The sequence below is a fragment of the Pseudomonas reactans genome (assembly GCF_013387025.1).
Classification (GTDB): domain Bacteria; phylum Pseudomonadota; class Gammaproteobacteria; order Pseudomonadales; family Pseudomonadaceae; genus Aquipseudomonas; species Aquipseudomonas reactans.
In genome coordinates this window covers 104,206-130,942 of the sequence record NZ_JACAQP010000019.1, presented here as the reverse complement: position 1 = coordinate 130,942, position 26,737 = coordinate 104,206, and the positions used below count along the sequence as shown (strand labels likewise).

At 60.0% G+C, this 26,737-nt stretch carries 22 protein-coding genes; 14 read left to right on the top strand and 8 right to left on the bottom strand.

The window, feature by feature from the left end:
• The first annotated feature begins 149 nt into the window (after window positions 1–149).
• The 8 genes from recC (at window position 150) to HX793_RS20430 (ending at window position 13,931) form a co-directional block, all read left to right on the top strand.
• A complete protein-coding gene (gene recC / locus HX793_RS20465) occupies window positions 150–3,602 on the top strand; it encodes an exodeoxyribonuclease V subunit gamma (RefSeq protein ID WP_177096849.1) in 3,453 nt (1,150 codons plus the stop codon).
• A complete protein-coding gene (gene recB / locus HX793_RS20460; protein ID WP_177096851.1) occupies window positions 3,599–7,273 on the top strand; it encodes an exodeoxyribonuclease V subunit beta in 3,675 nt (1,224 codons plus the stop codon). The genes recC and recB overlap by 4 nt, the downstream gene beginning before the upstream one ends.
• Window positions 7,270–9,336: an exodeoxyribonuclease V subunit alpha gene (recD, locus tag HX793_RS20455; protein ID WP_177096853.1), complete on the top strand. Its 2,067-nt coding sequence runs from the start codon at window positions 7,270–7,272 to the stop codon at window positions 9,334–9,336. The genes recB and recD overlap by 4 nt, the downstream gene beginning before the upstream one ends.
• Window positions 9,337–9,482: 146 nt before the next feature.
• On the top strand, window positions 9,483–10,058 hold the full coding sequence (gene yfiR / locus HX793_RS20450) for a regulatory sequestration protein YfiR (RefSeq protein WP_177003590.1): 576 nt from the start codon (window positions 9,483–9,485) through the stop codon (window positions 10,056–10,058).
• Entirely contained in the window at window positions 10,055–11,317 is a 1,263-nt protein-coding gene (gene dgcN, locus HX793_RS20445; protein WP_177052312.1) for a diguanylate cyclase DgcN/YfiN, read from the top strand. Before yfiR ends, dgcN begins: the two co-directional genes overlap by 4 nt.
• A gap of 4 nt (window positions 11,318–11,321) precedes the next feature.
• Window positions 11,322–11,813, top strand: coding sequence for an outer membrane lipoprotein YfiB (gene yfiB / locus HX793_RS20440; protein ID WP_033900332.1), 492 nt, complete (start codon window positions 11,322–11,324; stop codon window positions 11,811–11,813).
• Between the two features lie 322 nt (window positions 11,814–12,135).
• Complete coding sequence (locus HX793_RS20435; RefSeq protein ID WP_177052311.1) at window positions 12,136–12,984, top strand: EamA family transporter; 849 nt, start codon at window positions 12,136–12,138, stop codon at window positions 12,982–12,984.
• The gene (locus HX793_RS20430; RefSeq protein WP_177052310.1) at window positions 12,984–13,931 is read left to right on the top strand and encodes a LysR substrate-binding domain-containing protein; all 948 of its coding nucleotides are present in this window, start codon (window positions 12,984–12,986) and stop codon (window positions 13,929–13,931) included. The genes HX793_RS20435 and HX793_RS20430 overlap by 1 nt, the downstream gene beginning before the upstream one ends.
• Before the next feature lie 45 nt (window positions 13,932–13,976).
• On the opposite strand, the gene HX793_RS20425 is transcribed toward HX793_RS20430, so the two are convergent.
• Both HX793_RS20425 and HX793_RS20420 read right to left on the bottom strand, forming a co-directional pair.
• Window positions 13,977–14,267, bottom strand: a complete 291-nt coding sequence (locus HX793_RS20425; protein ID WP_025859400.1) for a DUF3077 domain-containing protein — start codon at window positions 14,265–14,267, stop codon at window positions 13,977–13,979.
• 314 nt (window positions 14,268–14,581) lie between these two features.
• Entirely contained in the window at window positions 14,582–15,529 is a 948-nt protein-coding gene (locus HX793_RS20420) for a LysR family transcriptional regulator (protein WP_028617937.1), read from the bottom strand.
• A 129-nt stretch (window positions 15,530–15,658) separates the two neighbouring features.
• Here HX793_RS20420 and HX793_RS20415 point away from each other — a divergent pair, with 129 nt between their 5' ends.
• Window positions 15,659–17,176, top strand: a complete 1,518-nt coding sequence (locus HX793_RS20415; RefSeq protein ID WP_177052309.1) for a CoA-acylating methylmalonate-semialdehyde dehydrogenase — start codon at window positions 15,659–15,661, stop codon at window positions 17,174–17,176.
• A 15-nt stretch (window positions 17,177–17,191) separates the two neighbouring features.
• A complete protein-coding gene (gene mmsB / locus HX793_RS20410) occupies window positions 17,192–18,079 on the top strand; it encodes a 3-hydroxyisobutyrate dehydrogenase (RefSeq protein ID WP_028617935.1) in 888 nt (295 codons plus the stop codon).
• Window positions 18,080–18,125: 46 nt separating this feature from the next.
• On the opposite strand, the gene HX793_RS20405 is transcribed toward mmsB, so the two are convergent.
• Window positions 18,126–18,836: an SIR2 family NAD-dependent protein deacylase gene (locus tag HX793_RS20405; protein WP_177052308.1), complete on the bottom strand. Its 711-nt coding sequence runs from the start codon at window positions 18,834–18,836 to the stop codon at window positions 18,126–18,128.
• A gap of 187 nt (window positions 18,837–19,023) precedes the next feature.
• On the opposite strand from HX793_RS20405, the gene HX793_RS20400 reads away from it, so the two are divergent.
• Together HX793_RS20400 and HX793_RS20395 are read left to right on the top strand one after the other, a co-directional pair.
• On the top strand, window positions 19,024–19,563 hold the full coding sequence (locus HX793_RS20400) for an N-acetyltransferase (RefSeq protein ID WP_177052307.1): 540 nt from the start codon (window positions 19,024–19,026) through the stop codon (window positions 19,561–19,563).
• 40 nt (window positions 19,564–19,603) lie between these two features.
• A complete protein-coding gene (locus HX793_RS20395) occupies window positions 19,604–19,774 on the top strand; it encodes a hypothetical protein (RefSeq protein WP_177052306.1) in 171 nt (56 codons plus the stop codon).
• A gap of 64 nt (window positions 19,775–19,838) precedes the next feature.
• Here HX793_RS20395 and HX793_RS20390 read toward each other — a convergent pair whose 3' ends face one another.
• Complete coding sequence (locus HX793_RS20390; RefSeq protein WP_010206533.1) at window positions 19,839–20,183, bottom strand: cupin domain-containing protein; 345 nt, start codon at window positions 20,181–20,183, stop codon at window positions 19,839–19,841.
• Window positions 20,184–20,501: 318 nt separating this feature from the next.
• On the opposite strand from HX793_RS20390, the gene kynB reads away from it, so the two are divergent.
• Window positions 20,502–21,152 carry an arylformamidase gene (gene kynB, locus HX793_RS20385; protein ID WP_016974892.1) on the top strand — a complete coding sequence of 217 codons (651 nt, stop codon included), beginning with the start codon at window positions 20,502–20,504 and terminating at the stop codon, window positions 21,150–21,152.
• Window positions 21,149–22,006, top strand: coding sequence for a tryptophan 2,3-dioxygenase (gene kynA / locus HX793_RS20380; RefSeq protein ID WP_122725634.1), 858 nt, complete (start codon window positions 21,149–21,151; stop codon window positions 22,004–22,006). The genes kynB and kynA overlap by 4 nt, the downstream gene beginning before the upstream one ends.
• Window positions 22,007–22,143: 137 nt before the next feature.
• Here the strand turns inward: kynA and HX793_RS20375 are convergent, their stop codons facing one another.
• The 4 genes from HX793_RS20375 to antA form a co-directional block, all read right to left on the bottom strand.
• Entirely contained in the window at window positions 22,144–23,541 is a 1,398-nt protein-coding gene (locus HX793_RS20375; protein WP_177096856.1) for an amino acid permease, read from the bottom strand.
• A gap of 71 nt (window positions 23,542–23,612) precedes the next feature.
• Entirely contained in the window at window positions 23,613–24,620 is a 1,008-nt protein-coding gene (gene antC, locus HX793_RS20370; protein WP_177059874.1) for an anthranilate 1,2-dioxygenase electron transfer component AntC, read from the bottom strand.
• Between the two features lie 148 nt (window positions 24,621–24,768).
• Window positions 24,769–25,260, bottom strand: coding sequence for an anthranilate 1,2-dioxygenase small subunit (gene antB / locus HX793_RS20365; protein ID WP_016974896.1), 492 nt, complete (start codon window positions 25,258–25,260; stop codon window positions 24,769–24,771).
• The gene (gene antA, locus HX793_RS20360) at window positions 25,260–26,651 is read right to left on the bottom strand and encodes an anthranilate 1,2-dioxygenase large subunit (RefSeq protein ID WP_177096858.1); all 1,392 of its coding nucleotides are present in this window, start codon (window positions 26,649–26,651) and stop codon (window positions 25,260–25,262) included. Before antA ends, antB begins: the two co-directional genes overlap by 1 nt.
• Window positions 26,652–26,737: the final 86 nt, after the last annotated feature.

The following is a 26,737-nucleotide window of genomic DNA, read 5'->3' as shown; positions in this document are numbered from 1 at the left end:
CAAGATTAAATTCCAAAACCCCATTTGCGAAAGCAGATGGGGTTTTGTTTTGGGCGGTCGAAAAGACAGCTAACATCCCAATTCCTCCAACAACTGCCCACAGTGCTAAAGTCGCACCCTCGATTTTTGCTTTTCCCAAGGAAGCCGTTATGCCGGATGCGACGTCCCTCAGCCCTGGATTCATGGTAGTTCACGGCAACCGCCTGGACGAACTGCGCAGCCTAGTGGTCAGTTGGATGCGCCGCTATCCCTTGGCGCCCTTGGAAAACGAGATCGCCCTGGTTCAAAGCAACGGCATCGCCCAGTGGCTCAAGCTGGCCCTGGCTGAAGATCCGGAAGACGACGACATGGGCGGTTGCGGCATCGCCGCAGCAATCGATGTTCAACTGCCCGGCAGCTTTATGTGGCAGCTCTACCGCATGGTCTTGGGCAAAGATGAAATTCCGTCCAAGTCCCTGCTCGATAAAGCACCGCTGACCTGGCGCCTCATGCGCCTGCTGCCGGAGCTTATCGATCAACCGCACTTCGAGCCGCTGCAGCGCTTTCTCACCCACGACACCGATCTGCGTAAACGCTACCAACTCGCCGAGCGCCTGGCTGACCTGTTCGACCAATATCAGGTCTACCGCGCTGATTGGCTCGAAGACTGGGCTGCCGGCCGCCACCAACTGCGCAACGGTCGAGGCGAGTCAAAACCGCTCAACCCAGCCAATTGCTGGCAAGCCGAACTATGGCGCGCACTGCTGCTGGATGTCGGTGAAGAAGGCATGGCCGAAAGCCGCGCCGGCGTTCACCAGCGTTTTATCGAGCGCATCAATACACTGGAAACAGCGCCCGCGGGCCTGCCATCCCGAGTCATCGTTTTCGGCATTTCCTCGTTGCCCGCCCAGGCACTGGAAGCCCTCGCCGGCCTCGCGCGATTCAGCCAAGTCCTGCTCTGCGTGCATAACCCTTGCCGCCACCATTGGTCCGACATCGTCGCCGACAAAGACCTGCTGCGTAACGAATACAAACGCCAAGCGCGTAAAGCTGGCATGCCGGTCACCATCGACCCACAAACCCTGCACCAGCACGCCCACCCGCTACTGGCCGCCTGGGGCAAGCAAGGCCGTGACTACATCAGCCTGCTGGACAGCTACGACGACCCCAACAGCTATCGCGCTGCATTCCGCGATGGTCGCATCGACCTGTTCAGTGACAGCGAGCCCACCACACTGCTCAACCAGCTCCAGGACGACATCCTGGAACTGCGTCCACTCAATGAAACCCGCGACCTATGGCCTGCTGTCGATCTGGAGCGTGATACCTCAATCCGCTTCCACATCGCCCACAGCGCCCAGCGTGAAGTGGAAATTCTCCACGACCAATTGCTCCAACGCTTCAGCGCCGACCCTACGTTGCGCCCCCGGGACATCATCGTCATGGTCCCTGATGTCGACAGCTATGCGCCGCACATTCGCGCCGTGTTCGGCCAACTCGAACGCAATGATCCACGCTTCATCCCGTTCACCCTGACCGACCAGGGCCAACGCGGCCGCGACCCGCTGCTTATCGCCGTCGAACACCTGCTGAAACTGCCCGACAGCCGCTTCCCCGTCAGCGAGATCCTCGACCTGCTCGACGTGCCGGCCCTGCGCGAGCGCTTCGACATCAAGGAACGCGATCTGCCAACGCTGCATCGCTGGATCGAAGGCGCCGGCATCCGTTGGGGGCTCAACGCCGAACAACGTGCTGGCCTAGGCTTGCCAAAAGAGCTGGAACAAAACAGCTGGCGTTTCGGCCTGCGGCGCATGTTGCTCGGTTACGCGGTAGGCACCGGCGCCGCGTGTGAGGGTATCGAGCCCTACGATGAAATCGGTGGCCTCGACGCAGCGCTCATTGGTCCTCTGGTCGCTTTGCTCGACGCACTTAACGACGCGCATCAAGCATTGTCGCTACCGGCTTCACCGACGGAGTGGGGCGATCGTCTGCAACGCCTGATGCAACTGTTCTTCCTGCCCAGCAGCGAACACGATGACTACCTGCTGGGCCAACTCGAACAACTCAGGGAAACCTGGCTGGAAACCTGCGAGTCTGTAGGCCTGCAGGACGAGTTACCTCTCACCGTAGTCCGCGAAGCCTGGCTCGCGGGTCTGGACCAAGGTCGCCTGTCCCAACGTTTCCTCGCGGGAGCTGTCAATTTCTGTACTTTGATGCCTATGCGAGCGATCCCATTCAGGCTCGTTTGCCTACTCGGCATGAACGATGGCGATTACCCGCGCGCGCAACCCCCACTGGACTTCGACTTGATGGGCAGCGACTACCGCCCCGGCGACCGTTCGCGCCGCGAAGACGACCGCTACCTGCTGCTCGAAGCGCTGCTTTCAGCCCGCGACCAGCTGTACATCAGTTGGGTAGGTCGTAGCATCCGCGACAACAGCGACCGCCCGGCCTCGGTATTGATAGGCCAACTACGCGACCATCTCGCCAGCGGCTGGCACCACGCCAACAGCGACGCATCGCTTATCGAAGCCATGACGCAAGAGCACCCACTGCAACCGTTCAGCGCCCGCTACTTCCATGAGGGCGACGCGCTGTTCAGCTACGCCCGTGAGTGGCAATTACTGCACGAAACGCCGGATGCCATGCAAAAAGAAGAGGAACTCAGCTCGCATCAACAGGACGAACCCCTGAGCCTCGGTCAGCTTCAAGACTTCCTGCGCAATCCGGTCAAACACTTCTTCAGCCAACGCCTGAAAGTATTCTTCGAAGCCGCCGAAGTGCCACTGGCTGACGAAGAACCCTTCGTCCTCGATGCCCTGCAACGCTACAGTCTGAGCGACAGCCTACTGAGCGCCGCACTCACCCAACCCGATCATCTCGACCAAGCCCTGAACGCCCAGGCCCTGCGCCTACAGGGCAGTGGCCTGTTGCCGATGGTGGGTTTCGGCGAATGCCTGCGCAACGAGCTGATCGAGCCGTTACCTGATCTGTTGCGACGCTATCAGCAACTGCTCGCGCTCTGGCCCACTCCACACACCGGTGCCGAACCAGTCAGTTTTGAGCATAATGGCGTGCAGCTGGAAGGCTGGATCAGTGGTCTGCATCGACGCAGTGATAGCGGGTTGCTCAGCGTTACCACCATCCCCAACAGCATCGGCTCGATCAAGACCCGCAAGTGGCATCGCCTGATTCGTCCCTGGGTCAATCACGTGGTTGCCTGCGCCTGCGGCCTGCCGCTGAGCACTGGCTTGGTGGCCAGCGATGACACTCTGTTGCTGCCGCCGCTGGATAAAGCCAATGCTCAGGAACTACTCGGTAACCTATTGCTGGCCTGGCATACCGGGATGAGCCAACCGCTGCCCGTCGCCGTAAAAACTGCTTTCGCTTGGCTTAGCCAAACCGATCCTGCCAAGGCCCAGGCGGCCGCCAGCAAAGCTTACGAAGGCGATGGCCTGACTACCGATGGCGAACGCCGCGAAACCCCGGCGCTCACCCGGCAATTCCCCGACTACGCCACGCTCATCGCCAGCGAAGAGTTCGAAGGTTGGTGCGAAACCCTGTATCGCCCGCTGCTCAACGCCCCGTGGCGATCACTCACAGGCGAGGAGGCCGGCGCATGACCAGAAAACCCTTGGCCCTGGCCTTCCCGCTCAAAGGCAGCCAGCTGATTGAAGCCAGTGCCGGCACCGGCAAGACCTTCACCATCTCTGCCCTCTACCTGCGCCTGGTTCTCGGCCACGGTGGCGATGAATCAGGCTTTGGTCGCGAGCTTCTGCCGCCGCAAATCCTGGTGGTGACCTTCACCGATGCCGCCACCAAAGAACTGCGCGAACGCATCCGCATCCGCCTGGCTGAAGCAGCACGCTTCTTCCGCGAAGAAATTGAACAGCCCGACGCCCTGATCGCTGATCTACGCGACGAATACCCGCTCGAACAATGGCCCGCCTGCGCCAATCGCCTGGACATCGCCGCCCAATGGATGGACGAAGCCGCCGTCTCGACCATCCACAGTTGGTGTCAGCGCATGCTGCGCGAGCACGCCTTCGACAGCGGCAGCCTGTTCACCCAGACCCTGGAAACCGATCACAGCGACTTGCTCGGCGAAGTGTTGCGCGATTACTGGCGACTATTCTGCTACCCGATGCACGACGACGCACTCAATTGGGTGCGCAGCAACTGGGGTGGCCCCGCCGCGTTGATGCCGCGAGTGCGCGCGTTGTTCGGCAGCGAACGGCCGACGGATGAAACCCGCGAGCCCGCAGAGCTGATCACGGCCTGCCTGCAAGAACGCCGCGAAGCGCTGACCGCCATCAAGGCGCCCTGGCAACAATGGGCCGCCGAGCTGCGCGACATCTGCCTGCAAGCCGTAGCCGCCAAAGCTGTCGACGGTCGCAAGATGCAAGCGCGTTACTTCGAACCCTGGTTCGAAAAGATCAGCGCCTGGGCCGCTGACGAAACCCTCGAGCAACTCGACATCGGCACCGGCTTCACCCGCTTGACCCCCGACGGCATGGCCGAAGCCTGGAAGGGCGAGCCGCCGCAGCATCCTGGCATCGACGCCATGGCTGGCCTCAAGGCGGCCCTTGATGCGCTACCAACCCCCGACGCCGCCGTGTTGCAACACGCGGCCGGCTGGGTCGGCAAACGCTTTGAAGAAGAAAAACGCCGTCGCGCCGAAATGGGTTTCGACGACATGCTCATCCGGCTCAACGCTGCGCTGCAAGCCGACGGCGGTGAACGCCTGGCCAGTGTGATCCGCGAGCAATTCCCGGTAGCCCTGATCGACGAGTTCCAGGATACCGACCCGGTGCAATACGCCATCTTCGACAGCATTTACCGCATCGAAGAAAACCACCTCGACAGTGGCCTGTTCCTGATCGGCGACCCCAAGCAAGCGATCTACGCCTTCCGCGGCGCCGATATCTACACTTACCTGCGCGCCCGTCAGTCCACCACCGGTCGTCACCACACCTTGGGCACCAACTTCCGCTCCAGCCACGCGATGGTCGACGCGGTGAACCACGTGTTCCAGCGTGCGGAAACCGGTCGCGGCGCGTTCCTGTTCCGCGAGCCCAATGGTGAAAACCCGGTGCCGTTCCACTCGGTACTGTCCCAGGGACGTAAAGAACAATTGCAGGTAAATGGCCAAACGCTGCCAGCCATGAACCTCTGGCACTTGCCTACTGACCAGCCGGTTTCCAACGTGCTGTATCGTCAGCAGCTTGCGGCGGCCTGTGCCACGCACATCGTTGAATTGCTCAACGGCGGGCAGCAAGGCAGCGCAGGTTTCCTGCAACCGGACGGCAGCTTCAACGGCGTGCGCCCGTCAGACATCGCCATCCTCGTGCGCGACGGCAAAGAGGCCCAGGCCGTGCGCGCCGAGTTGGCCGGCCGTGGCGTGCGCAGCGTCTATCTGTCCGACAAGGACTCGGTCTTCGCCGCCCAGGAAGCCCACGACCTGCTGGCCTGGCTCAAGGCTTGCGCCGAACCGGATGTCGAGCGCCCGCTGCGCGCCGCACTGGCCTGCGTCACCCTGAACCTATCACTGCCGGAACTGGAGCGTCTGAACCAGGATGAACTGGCGTGGGAAAGCCGCGTCATGCAGTTCCGTGGCTACCGTGCGATCTGGCGTACCCAAGGCGTGCTGCCGATGCTGCGTCGTCTGCTACACGACTTCAAACTGCCGCAAACCCTGATCGCGCGCAGTGACGGCGAACGTGTGCTGACCAACCTGCTGCATCTCAGCGAATTGCTGCAACAGGCTGCCTCTGAACTGGACGGCGAACAGGCACTGATCCGCCATCTGGCCGAACACCTGGCACTTTCTGGTCAGGCGGGTGAAGAACAAATCCTGCGCCTGGAAAGTGACGAGCAACTGGTCAAGGTCGTGACCATCCACAAATCCAAAGGCCTGGAATACGACTTGGTTTTCCTGCCGTTCATTTGTTCAGCCAAGCCGGTGGATGGTAGCCGCTTACCGCTGCACTACCACGATGAAAACGGCAAATCCCAAGTCAGCCTGCGCCCTACGCCTGAACTGGTCGCAAAGGCCGACAACGAGCGCCTGGCCGAAGACCTGCGCCTGTTCTACGTCGCCCTGACCCGTGCCAAGCATGCGTGCTGGCTCGGAATCGCCGATCTCAAGCGTGGCAACAGCAGCAGTTCGGTGTTGCATCTCTCTGCACTGGGCTACTTGCTCGGTGCAGGCGCCTCGTTGGGCGAGTCCGCCGGCTTGGCACGCTGGCTCCTGGACCTTCAAGAAGGTTGCACCGCCATCAACTACGCCCAGGTGCCCGAAGCGCAAGACATCCTTTTCCACCCACCGCGCAACGAAGCCACGCTACGAGCGCCGCTCCTGCCCAAGCGCAAGGCTGCGGAAAACTGGTGGATCGCTTCCTACAGCGCCTTGCGCATTGGCGACAGCATGAGCGCCGCCCCGCTCGAAGCACCGGAAAGTCCACAGGCCCAGAAGTTGTTCGATGACGAACGGCTCGACCCCGATGCACCCCGCGAAGTGGCGGCGTCCGGCGGCGATATTCACCGTTTCCCACGCGGTCCTAACCCGGGGACCTTCCTCCACGGCCTATTGGAATGGGCAGGGGAGGACGGCTTCAACGTTACGCCCGAAGCCATCGAAAAGGCCGTGGGCGCCCGCTGCAACCGGCGCAACTGGGAAGGCTGGATCATCACCCTCAGCAGTTGGCTCGGCCACCTGCTGCAAACGCCACTGCCTGTGGATAACGGTCACGTCTCCCTCAGTGGTTTGCAGCAGTACCAGATCGAGATGGAGTTCTGGTTTGCCAGCCATAAGGTTGATGTCCTCGCCGTCGACAAACTGGTGTGCCAATTCACCCACAACGGCGCTTCCCGCGTTGCCGCCGAACCTGTACTGCTCAACGGCATGTTCAAGGGCTTCATCGATTTGACCTTCGAACACGATGGTCGCTATTACGTGGCCGACTACAAATCCAACTGGCTGGGCCCCGACGATTCGGCCTACACCTTGGATGCCATGGAACAGTCGATCCTTGATCATCGGTACGACCTTCAATACGTACTTTACCTACTGGCCCTGCACCGGCAACTCAAGGCGCGTCTGCCGGACTACGACTACGACCGGCATGTCGGCGGCGCGCTGTACATTTTCCTGCGTGGCACGCAGTCCGCGAGCCAGGGCGCGTATTTCACCCGTCCGCCGCGGGAGCTGATCGAAGGCCTGGACCTGCTGTTCCAGGGCAAGCCCATCCCGCCCAAGGTTGAGCCCGCCTGGGAACAAGGAGTGTTGTTATGAGCCTGTCGCCGTTACCGCTGGAGGCGCTGACGCCCCTCAGCCGCGCCGCTGACCTGGTGCAACTGCTGGAGCGCTGGGTCGATCGTGGCTGGTTGCGTGCCTTGGACAAAGCCTTCGTTGGTTTCCTGCACGAGCTTGACCCTCAGGCCGACCCGCTGGTGCTGCTGGCCGCCGCGCTGACCAGCCACCAATTGGGCCATGGTCACGTCTGCCTCGACTTGTTCGAAACCCTCAAGGCGCCGGATTTTGCCCTGTCCTTGCCGCCAGAGGGCGATCTGCAAACCGGCGCCATGTTGTTGCCGTCGCAGTTATTGGAAGGCCTGGACGGCGCCCACTGGTGCCACGCACTGGCCGCCAGTCATCTGGTCGCGCTGGCGGTCGATGGCAGCGAATCCGCGCAGAGTCGTCCTTTGGTACTGTCCGGCAAGCGTCTGTACCTGCGCCGCTACTGGACTTACGAACGGCGCATCGACAGCGCCTTGCGCCTGCGTCTTGCCACCCAGGAAAACGTGGCCGTCGATTTGCCGCAGCGCCTCAACAGCCTGTTCGATCAACCGCCGCCTGACGGCGTGATCGACTGGCAAAAGCTCGCCTGCGCCCTGGCCACTCGCGGCGCATTCAGCATCGTCACCGGCGGCCCTGGCACTGGCAAAACCACCACCGTGGTGCGCTTGCTCGCACTGTTGCAGGCGCCGGCTGTGGAATCCGGCAGCCCATTGCGCATTCGCCTGGCCGCCCCCACCGGTAAGGCCGCCGCACGCCTCACCGAGTCCATCAGCCAACAAGTGCTGTCGCTGAAAGTGCCGGACAGCGTGAAGGAAAAAATCCCGACCCAGGTCACCACCGTCCACCGCTTGCTGGGCAGTCGCCCAGGCACACGGCATTTTCGTCATCACATCGGTAACCCATTGCCCCTGGATGTGCTGGTGGTGGACGAAGCCTCGATGATCGACCTGGAAATGATGGCCAACCTGCTCGACGCCTTGCCGCCCCATGCACGCCTGGTGTTGCTGGGTGACAAGGACCAACTGGCGTCGGTAGAGGCGGGCGCTGTCCTCGGTGACTTGTGCCGCGACGCCGAAGCCGGTTTCTACAGCGCCGAGACCCGTCAATGGCTGCAAGCCGTCAGCGGTGAAGACCTCAGCGCCAGCGGCCTGCAGGAAGACCTCGACGCAAGCCACCCCTTGGCCCAGCAGGTGGTGATGCTGCGTTACTCGCGACGTTTCGGCGAAGGCAGCGGCATCGGCCAACTGGCGCGCTGGGTCAACCAGCAAAACGCTGAAGAAGCCCGCAAACTACTAGCCGCGCGCAGTCACGCTGACCTGTTCTGCGTCAGCCTCAAGGGCGAACACGATCACGCCCTCGAACTCCTGGTGCTGGACGGGCAGGGCGACGGTGCCGAGGGCTATCGCTATTACCTCAACCTGTTGCAGAGCGCTCGCCCGTCGCCGGATACGCCGCGTGAAAGTGAGGCCTGGACCCACTGGGCGCAACAACTGCTGCAAGCCTTCGACGCGTTCCAACTGCTCTGCGCGGTACGCAAAGGCCCCTGGGGCGTGGAAGGCCTGAACCTGCGCATCACCGCCGCCCTGCGCAAGGTGCGGCTGATCGAAGGCGACGAGCAATGGTACGAAGGCCGCCCGGTGCTGATGACCCGCAACGATTACGGCCTGGGCCTGATGAACGGCGACATCGGCATCGCGCTCAAACTGCCCGAAAGCGACGGCGGGCCCCAGGTGCTGCGCGTGGCCTTCCCACGCAACGACGGCCAGGGCGGTGTGCGATTTGTGCTGCCCAGCCGTCTGAACGATGTGGAAACCGTGTACGCCATGACCGTACACAAATCCCAGGGCTCGGAATTCACCCATACCGCACTGATCCTGCCGGATGCGCTGAACCCGGTGCTCACTAAAGAATTGATCTACACCGGCATTACCCGGGCCAAGCGCTGGTTCAGCCTGATCGAGCCCCGAGGCGGCGTGTTTGAAGAAGCCGTCAGGCGCAAGGTCAAGCGTTTGAGTGGGTTGATGCTGGAGTTGGGTCACGAATCCGAAAATAACTGACTGCTAGGTCATGTCAGATTTCTGGTTCAGTCGCCTGATTTTTCTGGAAAAATAGCGCCCCCTGCGAAGACCTACTCTTCGCGGGGTTTTCCGCCGCTGTGCTATCGTTGCGGCATCATCTAGAAAACACCTGAGAGAATCGCTGCATGAACGTGGCTGTCTCGCCCACAGAGCGCAGTTTGAGCTGGAGACGCCTGCTGCTGGTGGCGGTCCTGTGCGTGTTCGCGCCATACACCTTCGCCCAGGCGCCCGACCCTGCGGGCCTTGCCGCCCAGCGTGCCCAGGCAGTGACGCAAGTGGTACTCGGTATCCTCAGTTATGCGCGCTGGCCGGTAGAACCTGCGCAATTGCGCCTGTGCATCGTCGGCCCGACCCAATACACCGACGACCTGATCAAGGGCACCACCCAGGCCACCGGTCGCCCAGTGGTGGTGCAGCGCCTGCTGGCCAGCCATCCCGATATCGTCAATGCGTGCGACGCGGTGTACATCGGCAAACTCAGCGCCGATGAGCGTAGCCAGTTGTTCACCTCGTTAATCGGCCATCCTGTGCTGAGCATCAGCGAAGGCGGCGACCAATGCACCGTGGGCAGTCTGTTCTGCCTGCGGGTGAGCGATGAGCAGGTCTCGTTCGAGGTCAACCTCGACTCCGTCGCCCGCAGCGGCGTGCGCATTCACCCGAGCGTGTTGCAGTTGTCCCGCCGCCGAGCGCCTGCGTCATGACAGCCGTCAAAGCGCGGCCGACCTTGCGTTCCGTCATTGGTCGCGGGCACATGATCCTGGCGCTGGTGGCGGTGACGCTGGCAAGTGTCTCACTGACCCTGCTTGGCGTACTGGCACTGCGGGTCTATGCCGAGCACAACCTGCACCTGATCGCTCGCTCCATCAACTACACCGTGGAAGCGGCGGTGGTGTTCAACGACAGCGCGGCGGCCACTGAAGCCCTCAGCCTGATCGCCTCCACCGAAGAAGTGGCTGAGGCCGAAGTCTTCGATGCCAATGGCAAGCTGCTGGCGAAGTGGATACGCCCGGAAACCGGCATGCTCTCACGGGTCGAGTTGGAGTTGGCGCACACCCTGCTCGAACAACCCATCAGCCAGCCGATCCTGCATCAAGGCAAAGCCATCGGCAGCATTCATCTCACCGGCCACGGCGGTAGCCTGCTGCGCTTCCTGCTCAGCGGCCTGGCCGGGATCCTCATCTGTACCGCCCTCAGCGCATGGGTTGCCCTGCACCTGGCGCGGCGTTTGTTGCGCGGCATCACCGGCCCATTGCAAAGCCTCGCCGCCGTGGCCCATGCCGCCCGTAGCGAGCGCGATTTCGACCGCCGCGTGCCACCGGCGCAAATCGCCGAACTCGACAGCCTCGGCAGTGACTTCAACGCCTTGCTCGGCGAAATGGAAGCCTGGCAGAGCCACCTGCAAAGCGAGAACGAATCCCTCGCCCACCAGGCCAACCACGACAGCCTCACCGGCCTGCCCAATCGTGCGTTCTTCGAAGGCCGTTTGATCCGCGCCCTGCGCAGTGCGGCCAAGGCTAAGGAACAGGTGGCGGTGCTGTACCTCGACAGCGACCGCTTCAAAGAGATCAACGACAGCTTTGGCCACGCCGCCGGCGACGCCGTCCTCGTCGCCGTCGCCGAGCGCGTGCGTGCGCAATTGCGTGAAGACGACCTGGTGGCGCGCCTGGGCGGCGATGAGTTCGCCATCCTGCTGGCGCCGCTGCACAAGGCGCAAGACGCCGAGCGTATTGCCGAAAAGATCATCGCCAGCATGGACCTGCCCATCCCCGTGCCCGGTAACACCCAGGTATTGACCTCCCTCAGTATCGGCATTGCGATCTACCCCGATCATGGCGCCACCCCTGGCACCTTGCTCAACGCCGCCGACGCGGCGATGTACCAGGCCAAGCGTTTATCCTCGGGCGGCCAGCAAACGGCGGAGTCGGATAACCCCGTCGTCAACGTTCAACACAGGAGTTGACCCCTTGTTCACGACCGCACGCTTCATGTTTATCACCCTGCTGGTAGCACTGCTCGCCCTCGGCGGCTGCCAGACGCCGCCCCCCAAAGGCCTGACCCCGGCGCAAGTGGCGGTCCTCAAGCAGCAAGGCTTCGAACTGACGGACGAAGGCTGGGCATTCGGCCTGTCCGGCAAAGTGCTGTTCGGCAGCGATGTCGAGACCCTCAACCAACCCAGCACCGACATCGTCCAGCGCATCGGCAAGGCCCTGCTGGGCGTCGGCATCGAACGCGTGCGCGTCGACGGCCACACCGATGCGTCGGGCAAGGAAACCTACAACCAGCAACTGTCCCTGCGCCGCGCAAAAAGCGTGGCGGCGGTGTTGACCGGTGTCGGCATGAAGGAAGAAAACATCCAACTGCGCGGGCTGGGCAGCAGCGAGCCGGTGGCGCCGAACACCACGGTGGCGGGGCGCACGGAGAATCGGCGGGTGTCGATTGTGGTGATTGCGGACTGAACCCGTCCCGCCAATCTCAATGTGAAACCTAATCAACTGTGGGAGCTGGCTTGCCGGCGATAGCGGTGTCTCAGTACCGGATGTACTGACTGACACACAGCCATCGCCGGCATGCCAGCTCCCACAGTTGGTTTGCGGTGTGCATGAAACAGCGTTTGCTAAGTAATGACTCCTTAGGAATGCTCTGCCATGACGAATGTTGATGGCTAGGCTGACGAGGTTTCGCTTTTTCGGACAAAGTCGGTTTAGTTAAATGGCCGCTCTGAGTCGCCCCAAAAGCTCATCACTCAAATCCTCCGATACCCGCCACAAGCCGAGCCCCATGGACAACTCCGATATCGCGATCACGCTGGTCTTGATCTCTGCCTTCATGCACGCCACCTGGAACGCTGTCGTCCGCGCCGGCAGCAGTCGCTTCATGACCTTGGCCATGGTGGATGGCACCGCCCTGGTGATATGCCTGTTGGCGTTGCCGTTTGTCAGCGTGCCGAGCCTGGAGGTGTGGGGCTACATCCTCGTCTCCGTGGGACTCAATACGGTGTATCGGCTATTTCTGATCAAAGCCTACGAAACGGGAGATTTCGGGCAGGTGTACCCGGTGATGCGTGGGATACCGCCGGTACTGGTCGCGTTGTTTTCCTACTTTCTGTTGCATGAGCAGTTGTCACGCGAGGCGCTGGCGGGTGTGGTGTTGATTTGTGTAGGCATTATCAGCCTGACCTTTGTGCGCAGGATGACGGTGCAGATGCTCAAGCCGATCCTGATGGCGGTGTGTGCCGGGGCGTTTATCGCGGCTTACACGGTGGTGGACGCCAAAGGCGTGAGAGCCAGTGAAACGGTGCTGCAATACATCATCTACCTGACGGTATTCCAGAGCATTCCGATCCCGGTGCTGGCGTTTTCCAGGGAGCGTTTGACCTTGATGCGTGCGATACGTGGGCATTGGCGAGTTGGTCTGTTAGGCGGTGTTTTTTACCTGGCGTCTTACGGATTGGTGTTGTTTGCGTTGTCGCTGGACGCGGTGGCCAAGGTCTCAGCGCTGCGGGAAACCAGTGTTATTATCGGCGCCATTATTGCCGCGCTGTTCTTTCACGAACGGTTCGGTTGGCGACGGATGCTGTCGGCATTCGTCATTGTTTGCGGGATCATCTTGATCAAAGTGAGCACCTGATGGCCCAGCGTCCGCCTCCCACTCCGATGCTTCAAGCGTTCGTCAGCGCTGCGCAAACCGGTAGCTTTGCGCGTGCGGCGTCGCAGCTTAACCTCACCGCCAGCGCCATCAGCCATCAAATTGCAGGCCTGGAGGAATGGTGGGGCGTGCAGTTGTTTGAGCGGCATTCGCGCGGCGTCAAGCTGACGTCAGCAGGGCAGGCTTTGTTGCCGGTCACCGACGGATTTTTCAAGGCGCTGGATGGGGTCTTGCATTCACTCAACCCCGCAAAGTCCCGACCGCTGTACCTCTCATGCACGTCCTCGCTCTGCTCGACATGGCTGATCCCCAGGATGCACGGCTCTCACACTGAGGCCTCATTCAACCTTGATCTGGTGTTGACCAGTGCTGACATCAACCGCACCAGTCTGGAAGCGCATCAATACGATGTCGCGGTGGTGATGGGGTATGGCGATTACCCGGATCATCATGTTGAACTGCTGATGCGTGACGCGGTGTTCCCCGTTTGCTCGCCGGAATTTCTAAGGCCGAAGGGGGATATTGCGCCGGAGGATGTCGCCCAATACCCGCTGATTCATAGGGTCGACGATCAGGTGTGTCCGGGGTGGGAAAGCTGGTTTGCGTTTCAGGGCCTGCCCACGCCGCCTTATCATCATGGGCCGCGCTTTCCGGATTCGAGCTTGGCGATCAGTCTGGCGGTAAAGGGCACAGGGATTGCGCTGGGCAGGACTGCGTTGGTGTATGACCAATTGGAAAGCGGTGCATTGGTTGCGTTGAAAAGCCCCGTGATGATGTCCCCAGCGGCCTACTACATCATTTGTCGAAATGGGCGGCAGTCAGAGCCGGATATTGCGCGTCTGATTGAATGGCTCAAGACCCGTGCGGGTGAGTTCCTGCGCGAAGTTCGGGCTCGGTATCCACAAATAGCCGGGACTACCTCCGTTTAAATGTTGGGAGGAGCAGGGCTCCTCCCGCATTCGAACGGTGTTCGCTTAACGGCCCGGTGTCATCGCTTGCGTCAGGTCATCGACCACGGCTTTGCCCATCTCACACAGGTAATGCGCGGCCCACGCGTATTGCTCGCCGCGTACATCCATGGCGGCTTCCATCGCGAGTTTCTTGGAGTAGAAAAGCAGGGTGGAGGCGTGCTCTAACGCTTCCTCAATGGGCATGCCGGCGTTGACGCGGAACAGGGGTTTTTCGTTTTCGCCGTAGTCCCCGAAGGTGACGACGCCGAGGGTGGTGATGGAGGAAAGCGGTGGATCGGGGACGATTTTAGTCATGATCTATACCTGGGAGTTTAGGGAGCCACCCACTCATGTCGCTAAACATGAAAGGGTGGCAGCTGTACGCAGGTTAGCGAACCGGACCCAGGACCCGGCAGACCCGAAGGTCTCCCACGCACAGCCGCCATAACACGACAACGACGAGCATGAAGCGCTTGCCGTTGGAGGCTGTGTCCGGGTTCGGGTCGCTAAACCCGTTCGCTGATGTCAGCGAAGTACGGAGGCTAATGACTCGAACCCTAAGGCACAATAGGCCGGAGATTCTCTAGGAAACCTCCTGCAAATTAAAGCGAATCATCGTTGATGGCCCTTTAATCCGCGAACCTGATCTCCCTGGTCTCCCCCATCAACAACCCCTGATTCTGCTCCGTCACCTCCCTGATGTAGTCCCACAACAACGTAATCCGCTTCAACTTCCTCAGATCCTCCCGGCAATACATCCAGAACTGGCGAGTGATGGATATCTGCTCCCCCAGCACCGGCAACAACCGTGGATCCTGCGCTGCCAAAAAACACGGCAATATCGCCATCGACCGCCCTTGCTGCGCCGCCACGTACTGCGCGATCACGCTGGTACTGCGCAAGCTGGCGCTGGCGCCGGGCACCACATTCGCCAGGTACAGCAACTCCGAGCTGAAGGCCAAATCATCCACATAGCTGATAAACGGATGCTCGGCCAAATCCGCCGGTTTGCGGATCGGCGGGTGTTGGTCGAGGTATTCCTGGGTCGCGTACAGCTGCAATTTGTAGTCGCACAGTTTGCAGCACACATACGGGCCATGCTCCGGGCGTTCCAGGGCGATGACGATATCGGCTTCGCGCTTGGACAGGCTGATGAAGTGGGGCAGGGGCAGGATGTCCACTGAGATGGCCGGGTAGGTGTCGACGAAGTGGCTCAATTGCGGGGTGACGAAAAAGCTGCCGAACCCTTCGGTGCAGCCCATGCGCACATGGCCCGACAGCGCCACGCCAGAGCCGGAGACTTGCTCGCAGGCCATGTGCAGGGTGCTTTCGATGGACTCGGCGTAGCCCAGCAAGCGCTGGCCTTCGGTGGTGAGGACGAAGCCGTTGGTCCGGGATTTTTCGAACAGCAGCGTACCGAGGGACACTTCCAATGAACTGATGCGCCGCGACACCGTGGTGTAGTCCACCGCCAGGCGCTTGGCGGCCACGCTGGCCTTGCGGGTGCGGGCCACTTCGAGGAAAAACTTCAGGTCATCCCAGTTCAGGGAGCCCAGCGACGTGATGTTTTTTTGCATATTGGTCCGGCTTTTATGTGCGTTCTTATTAGAGATTTGCACATCTATACTCCAAAAACAGTCCGAACGCCTCATTTCCCAAGGCGGTTACGCGCCTTGTCTCTGCATAAATATAAGATTGGAGACCACATGAACGCTTCTGCCGATATTTCCGTGCAACAGGTCAAGCTGCTGATCAATGGTGAATGGGTCGAGTCAAAGACCACCCACTGGCAAGACATCGTCAACCCGGCCACCCAAGAGGTGCTGGCCAAAGTCCCGTTCGCTACCGCCGATGAAGTCAACGCTGCCATCGACGCCGCCCATCGCGCCTTCCAGACCTGGAAGCTGACCCCGATCGGCGCACGCATGCGCATCATGCTCAAGCTGCAAGCCTTGATCCGCGAACATTCCAAGCGCATTGCCGTGGTGCTCAGCAACGAGCAGGGCAAGACCATTGCCGATGCCGAGGGCGACATTTTCCGTGGCCTGGAAGTGGTGGAGCACGCCTGCTCCATCGGTACCCTGCAAATGGGCGAGTTCGCTGAAAACGTTGCCGGTGGCGTCGACACCTACACCCTGCGCCAGCCGATCGGCGTGTGCGCCGGCATCACCCCTTTCAATTTCCCGGCGATGATTCCGCTGTGGATGTTCCCGATGGCGATTGCTTGCGGTAACACCTTCGTGCTCAAACCGTCCGAGCAGGACCCGTTGTCGACGATGCTGCTGGTGGAGCTGGCGCTGGAAGCTGGCGTGCCGGCTGGCGTGCTCAACGTGGTGCACGGCGGCAAGGATGTGGTGGATGCGCTGTGCACCCACAAAGATATCAAAGCCGTGTCCTTCGTCGGTTCGACCGCAGTGGGTACTCACGTCTACGACTTGGCCGGCAAACACGGCAAGCGTGTGCAGTCGATGATGGGCGCCAAGAACCACGCGGTGGTGCTGCCGGATGCCAACCGCGAGCACACCCTCAATGCCCTGGTCGGCGCCGGTTTCGGTGCGGCGGGCCAGCGTTGCATGGCCACTTCGGTGGTGGTGCTGGTGGGCGCGTCCAAGCAGTGGTTGCCGGACTTGAAGGCGCTGGCGCAGAAACTCAAGGTCAACGCGGGCAGCGAAGCGGGCACCGACGTCGGCCCAGTGATCTCCAAGCGCGCCAAGGCACGTATCCTGGAACTGATTGAAAGCGGCGTGAAAGAAGGCGCCAAGCTGGAACTGGACGGCCGCGACATCAAGGTGCCGGGCTTCGAGCAAGGCAACTTTGTCGGCCCGACCCTATTCTCGGGCGTGACCACCGATATGCAGATCTACACCCAGGAAATCTTCGGCCCGGTGCTGGTGGTGCTGGAAGTGGCGACCCTCGACGAGGCCATCGCCTTGGTCAACGCCAACCCGTTCGGCAACGGCACCGGCTTGTTCACCCAGAGCGGCGCGGCGGCGCGCAAGTTCCAGAGCGAAATCGACGTAGGCCAGGTCGGCATCAACATCCCGATCCCGGTGCCGGTCCCGTTCTTCAGCTTCACCGGTTCGCGTGGCTCCAAGCTCGGCGACCTCGGCCCGTACGGCAAGCAAGTGGTGCAGTTCTACACCCAGACCAAGACCGTCACCAGCCGCTGGTTTGATGACGACACGGTCAACGATGGCGTCAACACCACCATCAACCTGCGCTGATCCCGGGAGACGACCATGAAGATTGCATTTATCGGCTTGGGCAACATGGGCGCACCCATGGCCCGCAACCTGATCAAGGCCGGCCATGCGCTGAACCTGTTCGACCTGAATCAGACAGTGCTCAAGGAACTGGCCGAACTGGGGGGCACAATCAGTGATTCACCGCGTGATGCGGCTACCGGCGCTGAACTGGTGATCACCATGCTGCCCGCCGCCGCCCATGTGCGTAGCGTGTGGCTGAATGAAGACGGCGTACTCGCCGGCATCGGAAAAGGCGTACCTGCGGTGGATTGCAGCACCATCGACCCGCAGACCATCCGCGACGTAGCGGCTGTGGCGGCCAAGCAAGGTGTGGCCGTGGCCGATGCCCCGGTCTCCGGCGGCACCGGTGGCGCCGCAGCCGGGACGCTGACCTTCATGGTCGGCGCCACTCCGGAACTGTTCGCCACCCTGCAGCCGGTGTTGGCGCAGATGGGCCGCAACATCGTGCACTGCGGTGATGTGGGCACGGGGCAAATCGCCAAGATCTGCAACAACCTGTTGCTGGGGATCAGCATGGTCGGCGTCAGTGAGGCCATGGCCTTGGGTGATGCGTTGGGCATCGACACGCAAGTGCTGGCAGGGATCATCAACAGCTCGACCGGGCGTTGCTGGAGTTCCGACACCTACAACCCATGGCCGGGCGTGATCGAAACCGCACCGTCGTCGCGGGGTTACACCGGTGGGTTTGGTGCTGACCTGATGCTCAAGGATTTGGGCTTGGCCACGGAAGCGGCGCGTCAGGCCAAGCAACCTGTGATTCTGGGCGCTGTGGCCCAGCAGCTGTATCAATCGATGAGCCAGCGTGGGGAAGGGGGCAAGGATTTCTCGGCGATCATCAACAGCTATCGCAAGCCCAAATAGGGGCGTTTTCCGGGAGCCTGCTTAGGATGGGTTCCCGTTTTTTGTTTTATCGGACTTTTTGGCCTTTGAGCCAGCAATTGACAACGTAGGGCACCATGCTTGAAGCCTTTCCACGTAGAAACAAATAGCCGTAAGGTTTGCGTTCGGTAAAAAAACCTATCAAAATTTTCTCTGCATGATGCCTTGCTTTTGATACCAGGCCAGCTGCGGGCTGCGTGGTTAGGGACGTTCCTACGACCAATATTTTAGTCGCAGACTTAATGTGTTCCAGTGCGGCACTGAAATTTTGAACGTGCTCTCCATACCAGACGACATAGGGTCTGAGTTGACTTCCTTTTTCGCATAGATCCCCCATGTGAATTGGTTTTTTATCAATTTTGTAAATCAGATTTTCGTTAATGGAACTTTGTGCGAAGGTGATTTGCCCATGTAAATGCAGTACGTTCGTTGACCCTGCCCGTTCATGCAGATCATCAATATTTTGGGTAATGACTATCACCTCATACCGCGACTCCAACTCAGCTATTGCAAGGTGTGCCGCATTAGGCGCAGCGAAGGAGATCTTTTCACGCAAGTCGTTGTAAAAATCAAGTATTTCTTCAGGATACCGTTGCCATGCCTGAGGCGTGGCAACGTCCTCAATGCGATGATCCATCCATAGACCGTTTTTATCATTGAAGGTGGTCAGTCCACTGTCAGCGCTGATGCCAGCCCCCGTAAAAACTACAATCTTTTGTCGGTCGTTATGAACGTTCATGGGACGTTGCTCACCATGGTTGTCCATTGGGTAAAGGTAGGGCCTTCGAAGTGAGATGGTGGGTGATCATGATATTCAACACCTAGGCTTGTGGACGCGAAAGGTCGATTCGTTATACTTTGGACGCTGTATTTTTTGTTGATGAAAATTAGAACTTTCCTCCATTTCCTATAAGAATCTCATCTGCATGGCTCGTCAACAGTCCAATCATCTTAAATTTGCGGTCTATCAGTCTCAAGCAAGAAAATCGGCACTGACCATATTTCGCGAGCAGTTGGCTGGTATTGAGGAAAACGCGCTTGATCCTTTATCTATAAAATTTGATGTCATTGATTCGAATGCACTCGAAGCGTTTTATCGGTGGGAGGGTGAAGTCAGTCACTTTCCGTGGGAAGACATAACTGAGTGGAAAGTCAAGGATTTCAAAGGCTTTGATCTGTCCATTTGGTACGATCAACAATTATGTGGGCTCTGCTATGCGACCCCACGTGATAGCAAGATCACCATCAAAATTGTCCTGCTAGAAGGTAATCCTGATAAAACGCATCCTTTGAAAGGCTACATCGCGGCTCTGGCCTTGAGTGCGGTTGATGCTTATGCTCGGACTATTAAGTGTGTTTCTATTGAAATTCAGGATCCTGAGCCAAAGGTTGTTCCATGGTACGAAAAGCTCGGCTTTGTGCTTGATGAAGCTAACCGTCTTGTGATTTCAGTCCAGCCAGCCTAAGATAAACGTAAGTCTCTAGCCCCTAAAGGAGCTTGGTTCAATGAAAAATTTTAGCCCAAAAGCGAAACCATTATTGGTTGCTGGTTTTTCTGCGGAAGCGAAAAAGCTCGGTGGCAGCATCTCTGCCAATCAGCGGCGTTTCTTCAATGTTGCAGCTACTAAAGGCAAGGAAATGGAGCCATTAGGAGTGCTTGCAGGTGCTCGCTGCTGATTTTTGAGCAAAAAAAACCGCCGATTGGGGCGGTTTTTTTATGCTTTTTCCCTATGTGAATGCTTCAAGCAAACACAAAATACTTACGCACCGTCTCGACCACTTCCCACGTCCCCTTCATCCCCGGCTCCACCACAAAGATATCCCCAGCCCGCAAATGAATCGGCTCCAGACCTTCTGGGGTGATGATGCAGTAGCCTTCCTGGAAGTGGCAGTATTCCCACTTCACGTAGTCCACGTACCACTTGCCCGGGGTGCAGATCCAGGTGCCCATGATCTTGCTGCCGTCTTCGCTGGTGTAGGCGTTGAGGTTGACGGTGTGCGGGTCGCCTTCGAGCTTTTCCCATTTGCAGGCGTCCAGGACCGGCAGGGGGTGGGTGTCGCGCAGTACGGTGATGGGCTTGGACATGATGTCTCCAGGGCAGGGAATGGAAGGATCCACCCTAAGGCCTTGGGCGTTGCGTCAGTGGTCTGAACTCGACATCGGGATGCTCAGAAGCGCAGGTCCTGCGCAAGACAAAACCCTGTAGGAGCCGGCTTGCCGGCGATAGCGCCCGTCGGAACGCCATCGCCGGCAAGCCGGCTCCTACATTTGGAATATCCAGTCACGAATTCTGTATTTCTTCGCAGTAAGTGCGAAAGATTTCCCGCTTCACGCCAGAATTCGCAAGAAAATTCGCAGCCGGCCCTCGTATCATTCACCCCAGTAACCGCCGAGAGCCTTGAAATGAACCCAATAAAAACGTGGTGGGATATCAGCCCGCCCTTGAGTACGGCGACCCCGACCTGGCCGGGAGATACTCCATTCCAGGAAGAGCGCGTGTGGCAGTTTGGCCCGGAGTGTCCGGTGAATGTCGGGCGTATCACCTTGTCCCCACACACCGGCGCCCATGTGGACGCGCCGCTGCATTACAGCGCGGACGGCGCGCCGATTGGCGAAGTGTCGCTGGATGTGTACATGGGCCCATGCCGGGTGCTGCATTGCCTGGACAGCGGCGCGCTGGTGCAGCCGCATCAGTTGGAAGGCCGTGTGGATAACTTGCCCGAGCGCGTGTTGCTGCGCACTTATCCACAAGCGCCGCTGACTGAGTGGGATTCGAGTTTCACCGCCATCGCTCCGCAAACCATCGAGCTGCTCGCCAGCCTGGGTGTGCGCTTGATCGGCATCGATACGCCATCCCTGGACCCGCAGCAGTCCAAGACCATGGATTCTCACAACGCCGTGGCGCGCCATGGCATGGCGATTCTCGAAGGCATCGTGCTCGATGACGTACCCGAGGGCGACTATGAATTGATCGCACTGCCGCTGCGGTTTGCCAACCTGGACGCGAGCCCGGTCCGCGCCATTCTCCGTCCGCTCAAGGAGCCCACGCGATGAGCCAATGTCCCTTCTCTGCTGATTACCAACCCCCGGAAGAATGGCATAACGCCGAACTGAATTTCTCCGAGTCCATGAGCTACGGCGATTACCTGGACCTGGGCAAAGTCCTCAGCGCCCAGCATCCGTTGTCGCCGGACCACAACGAAATGCTCTTCATCATCCAGCACCAGACCTCCGAGCTGTGGATGAAACTGATGCTCCACGAACTCAAGGCCGCCCGCGAACACGTGCGCTTGGGCGAGCTGCCGCCGGCGTTCAAGATGCTGGCGCGGGTGTCGCGGATCTTCGATCAACTGGTGCATGCCTGGGCGGTGCTGGCGACGATGACGCCGTCGGAGTACAAGTCGATTCGCCCGTTCCTGGGGCAGTCGTCGGGGTTCCAGTCGTTCCAGTACCGTGAGATCGAATTTATCCTCGGCAATAAAAGCGCGGCGCTGTTGCGGCCCCACGCCCATCGGCCGGAGCTGTTGAACGAGTTGAAAGTGGCGATTGCCACGCCGTCGCTGTACGACGAAGCGATCAACTTGATGATCAAGGCCGGCCTGGCGATTGATCCGAAGCGGGCCGAGCGCGACCCGACGGCGGCGACGGTCCACGATGAATCGGTAGAGGCGGCGTGGCGTGAGGTGTATCGCGATCCGAGCCGGTATTGGGATTTGTATCAGTTGGCCGAAAAGTTTATCGACCTGGAGGACTCGTTCCGTCAGTGGCGCTTCCGCCATGTGACGACGGTAGAGCGGATCATTGGTTTCCAGCCGGGAACGGGTGGCACGGAAGGGGTGGGGTATTTGCGCAAGATGCTCGACACGGTGCTGTTCCCGGAACTGTGGCGGGTACGCTCCACGCTCTAAACAAAAAGCCCCGGAATTCCGGGGCTTTTTATTGGCTGAAACACGCCTCCTGTAGGAGCCCGGCTTGCCGGCGATGGCGTCCTCAAAATTACCGCAGGGCTTGAGGCCTATCGCCGGCAAGCCGACTCCTACAGGTTTTATGCGGTCACGGCTTTTGCGTTTCTCACCCGCAATCGGTAGGCAATGTAGATAATCCCCACCCACACCGGCATCGCATACACCGACTCGCTGATGCCCGGAATCGCCAGCATCACGCTGATGATCATCACCATGAACGCCAGGCACAGGTAGTTGCTGAACGGGAACCAGAAGGTCTTGAACGACGGCGTCAGGCCTTGTTCGCCCATGGCTTTGCGGAACTTGATGTGGGTGATGCTGATCAGCGCCCAGTTGATCATCAGCGAGGCAACCACCAGCGCGAACAGCAGCTCCAGCGCGCTCTGCGGTGCCACGTAGTTGACCACCACGCACAGCATCGTCACCAATGCCGAAATCGCCAGGGCGCGGATCGGCACACCTTGCTTGTTCAGCTTCATCAGCGATTTCGGTGCATCACCTTGTTCGGCCAGGCCGAACAGCATGCGGCTGTTGCAGTACACGCCGCTGTTGTACACCGACAGCGCCGCGGTCAGCACCACGAAGTTGAGGATGTGCGCGGCGGTGTCGTTGCCGATCAGCGAGAAGATCTGCACGAACGGGCTACCACTGTAGGCATCGCCCGAGGCGCCGAGGGTTTGCAGCAACTGGTCCCACGGGTACAGCGACAGCAGCACGGTCAGGGCGCCGACGTAGAAAATCAGGATTCGGTAGACCACCTGGTTGATCGCTTTGGGAATCACCTTGCGCGGTTCGCTGGCTTCGGCGGCAGTGATGCCCACCAGTTCCAGGCCACCGAAGGAGAACATGATGAACGCCATCGACATCAACAGCCCCATGCCGCCATTCGGGAAGAACCCGCCGTGGCTCCACAGGTTGCTGACCGTGGCTTGCGGGCCGCCGGTGCCGCTGAACAGCAGGTAGCAGCCGAGCACGATCATGCCGACAATCGCCACCACCTTGATGATCGCAAACCAGAACTCGGCCTCACCAAAGAACTTCACGTTCAGGGTGTTGATCAGGTTCACCGCGACAAAGAACACCAGTGCACTGACCCAGGTCGGGATCTCCGGCCACCAGAACTGGATGTACTTACCCACCGCCGTCAGTTCGGCCATGCCCACCAGCACGTAGAGCACCCAGTAGTTCCAGCCCGCCAGGAAGCCTGCGTAGCCGCCCCAGTATTTGTGCGCGAAGTGGCTGAAGGAACCGGCCACCGGCTCTTCGACGATCATCTCGCCGAGCTGGCGCATGATCAGGAACGCGATAAAACCCGCAATCGCGTAACCCAGGATCATCGACGGTCCCGCCGACTTGAGCACCCCGGCCGAGCCGAGGAACAACCCCGTGCCGATCGCCCCTCCCAAGGCGATCAGCTGAATGTGCCGGTTCTTCAGGCCACGCTTGAGGCCTACCGGGTTAACCATGTCATCCGCCATTAACATTCCCTTCTACTTGTTTTTCTTGAGGGTGAGTGCGCGCCGCATCAGCCCCTCAGAACTGCTGAGGGTCAGATATTACTCTGCGTAAACTTTTCGTAATACAGCTGAACGCCATCAAGTGCCTGATCCGCCAGCCATTGCTGGATGGATTCGACCATTGGAGGGGGGCCGCACAGGTACATATCCGCCGATCTGTCCCGTAATTCGGCCAGGTCGAAATGCTCGGTGAGGTAGCCGCGCTTGCCGGGCCAATCGTCGGAGGGGGCGCTGAGGACTTCGGTGTAGCGAAAGCCTGCGATTTTTGCAGCATAACCCTGGATGCGCGCCGCTTCGCACAAGTCCTCGGCACCGCGCACGCCGTAATACAGGTGCACCGGTTGGTCGCAACCATTGGTGGCCAGTTCATCGAGCATGCCCAGCAAGGCCGATAACCCGGTTCCGCCCGCCACCAGTACCAATGGCTGGGTGACGTGGCGCAGGTAGAAGGCGCCGAGGGGCGCTTCCATCAACAGCTCATCGCCCACCTGGCAGCGCTCGCGCAGGTAGTTGCTCATCACCCCGTCGGGCAACAGGCGCACCAAAAATTGCAGGCGGTTGCCCGGCAGGTTGGCGAAGGAATAGGACCGCCAACTGTGCGTGCCAGGCACCGACAGGCGCGCATATTGGCCCGGCAGAAAATCAAGCGCCTGATCCAGCTGCACCCACAGGATCGCCGTGCTGTCCGACACCTGTTCCACCGCGCTCACGCTGCCCTTGAGCTGAACCGGCCCCGGCGCGTTGCACAGGCTCGAATCAAAGTCGAAGTAAAACGTTGCGTCAGACTTCACCCGCGTCTGGCAACTGAGCATCTTGCGCTGTTGCAGGTCGAGGCTGGACAGGGCTTCTTCGTCTACATAGTCCTGGCTGTAATCGCCGGACTCGCAACGGCCCTGGCAGGTGCCGCAGACACCTTCACGGCAATCCAGCGGGATCTTGATGCCGTTGCGCAGCGCCGCATCCAGGAGGATTTCATGGGCGCCGACGGGGAAGAACAGAGTCTTGCCGTCGGCAAAACTGAAGGCTACTTTGTGATTCATTCGCGAAACTCCACGCATGTATTGCTGGCGCATAACTTGTGGCGAGGGAGCTTGCTCCCGCTGGAGTGCGCAGCGCTCCCAAGATTTTGGGGCCGCTACGCAGCCCAGCGGGAGCAAGCTCCCTCGCCACAGGGTGTGATGTGCTGGGTCAAAGGTGATAGAAATCCAGCACCGAGTTGATGGTGTCGTTGAGCAGCAGCGCGTGCTTGCGGGTGATCAACCAACTGTCGTCATGGGGCTTGAGGCTGTAGGTAGCCTGTCCATAGAACTGCTCCGACGTAGCCAATCGATAGAACAACGTGTGCCAGTTCAATTTCACCTCCAGCGTTCCATCCACCTGCTCGGCAATGCGCACGTTATTGATCAGGTGCAGGGTGCGCGGCATCGGTGTCGCCGACGCGGCTTTGCCGGTGCGCAAACGGAACACACGGTCTTCCAGGCCCGAGCGGTTGGCGTAGTAGATCAACGACATCTCGCGCTTGGGATCACGGGTGTAGACGTGTTCCGAGTCCCATTGCGGCAGGTGGAACTCACTCTGCGGGTCGAACAATTGCACATAGGCGTCCCAATCCTGGGCGTCGCACAGCTCGGATTTGCGGTAGAAGAACTGCTCGATCTGGTACTGCAGTTGCGCATTCATCACTTCACCTCCCGCAGTGTCAGCGCTTGGTTGTCGAGACCCTTGAGCAGGAACTGCTGCCAGTTGCGGTGCTGGTTCACGTAGAGACCTTCATGGGTGAATTCGGTGCCGGTCATGGTCGGTTGGATACCGATGGCTTCGCTGTTCGGCGTGGGGCCGGTTTCCCAGCGGTGGCTGCCGCGGGAGATGTCGCTCCAGCGTTCCAGGCGGCCCTGGAAACCACGTTGGGCTTCGCGGAATTCCACCAGGTCGTCCGGCGTGCCCATGCCGGAGACGTTGAAGAAGTCCTCGAACTGGCGAATACGGTTTTCGCGGTCGGCGTCGGATTCACCCTTCACCCCCAGGCACTGGCTGATGATCTCGGTCTTGTTCCACGCCACCGGGCGGATGATGCGCAGCTGCGAGCTGATCTGGTCGAGGAAAAACAGGCTCGGGTAGATATTCAGGTTGCGCAGGCGGTGCATCATCCACTCGGCCTTTGGCTGGCCGTGTTCTTCCACCAGGCGCGGCATGATGGTGGCGTAGCCGGATCGTACGCTGGGGTTGGGCATGTCGCTGAACAACACACTGTGGCCATTGTTGAAGGCAAACCAGCCGTCATCGGTGTTGGCGTCACCCGCGCCGAGCTTGCTGTAATCGAGGGTGCTGCCTGCGCCGGTGCCGTTCTCGGTGTTCACTTGCTGGCGATGCTGCACCGTGGCCACGTAGTTGTAGTGCACGGTGCTGACGTGATAACCGTCCAGGCCGTTCTCGTTTTGCAGCTTCCAGTTGCCGTCGTAGGTGTAGGCGGATTTGCCCGGCAGTACCTCCAACTCACCGGTAGCGGACTGGGCGACCATCATGTCGAAGAACACTTTGGCGTCGCCCAGGAAGTCTTCCAGGCTGTCGGTGCCTGCCACATCCAGGCTGATGAACACGAAGCCTTTGTAGCTCTCGATGCGCGCCTTTTTCAGCCCGCGCGTCGCCTTGTCGAAACCCTCCGGGTATTCCCCCGGCGCCTTGACCTTCACCAGCCGGCCATCGCTCTTGTAGCACCAGGCGTGGAACGGGCAGGTGAAAGTGGACTGGTTGCCCTTGCCGACCCGCGTCAAAGTGGTGCCGCGATGCTGGCAGGCGTTGATCAGCGCGTTGAGTTGGCCCTCGCCGTCGCGGGTGATGATCATTGGCTGGCGCCCGGCGCGCATCGTCACGAAGTCGTGGTTATTCGCCAGTTCGCTTTCGTGGCAGGCGTAGATCCAGTTTTTTTCGAAGATCAGTTCCATCTCCAGATCGAACAGCTCCGGCTCGGTGAACATGTCACGGGCGATGCGGAACACTTCATCCGCCGGGCGAAAATCCAGGCAACCTTCGATAAATGTTTTCCACTGCTCGACGCTTCTTGCACCACTCATGGGAGGCACCTTTTTGATAGGGGCTAATCGGTGGTTTATTAGAGGCAGCGGGGCAGGGCGCGGGCTATCCGCTTAATGGGGGAACC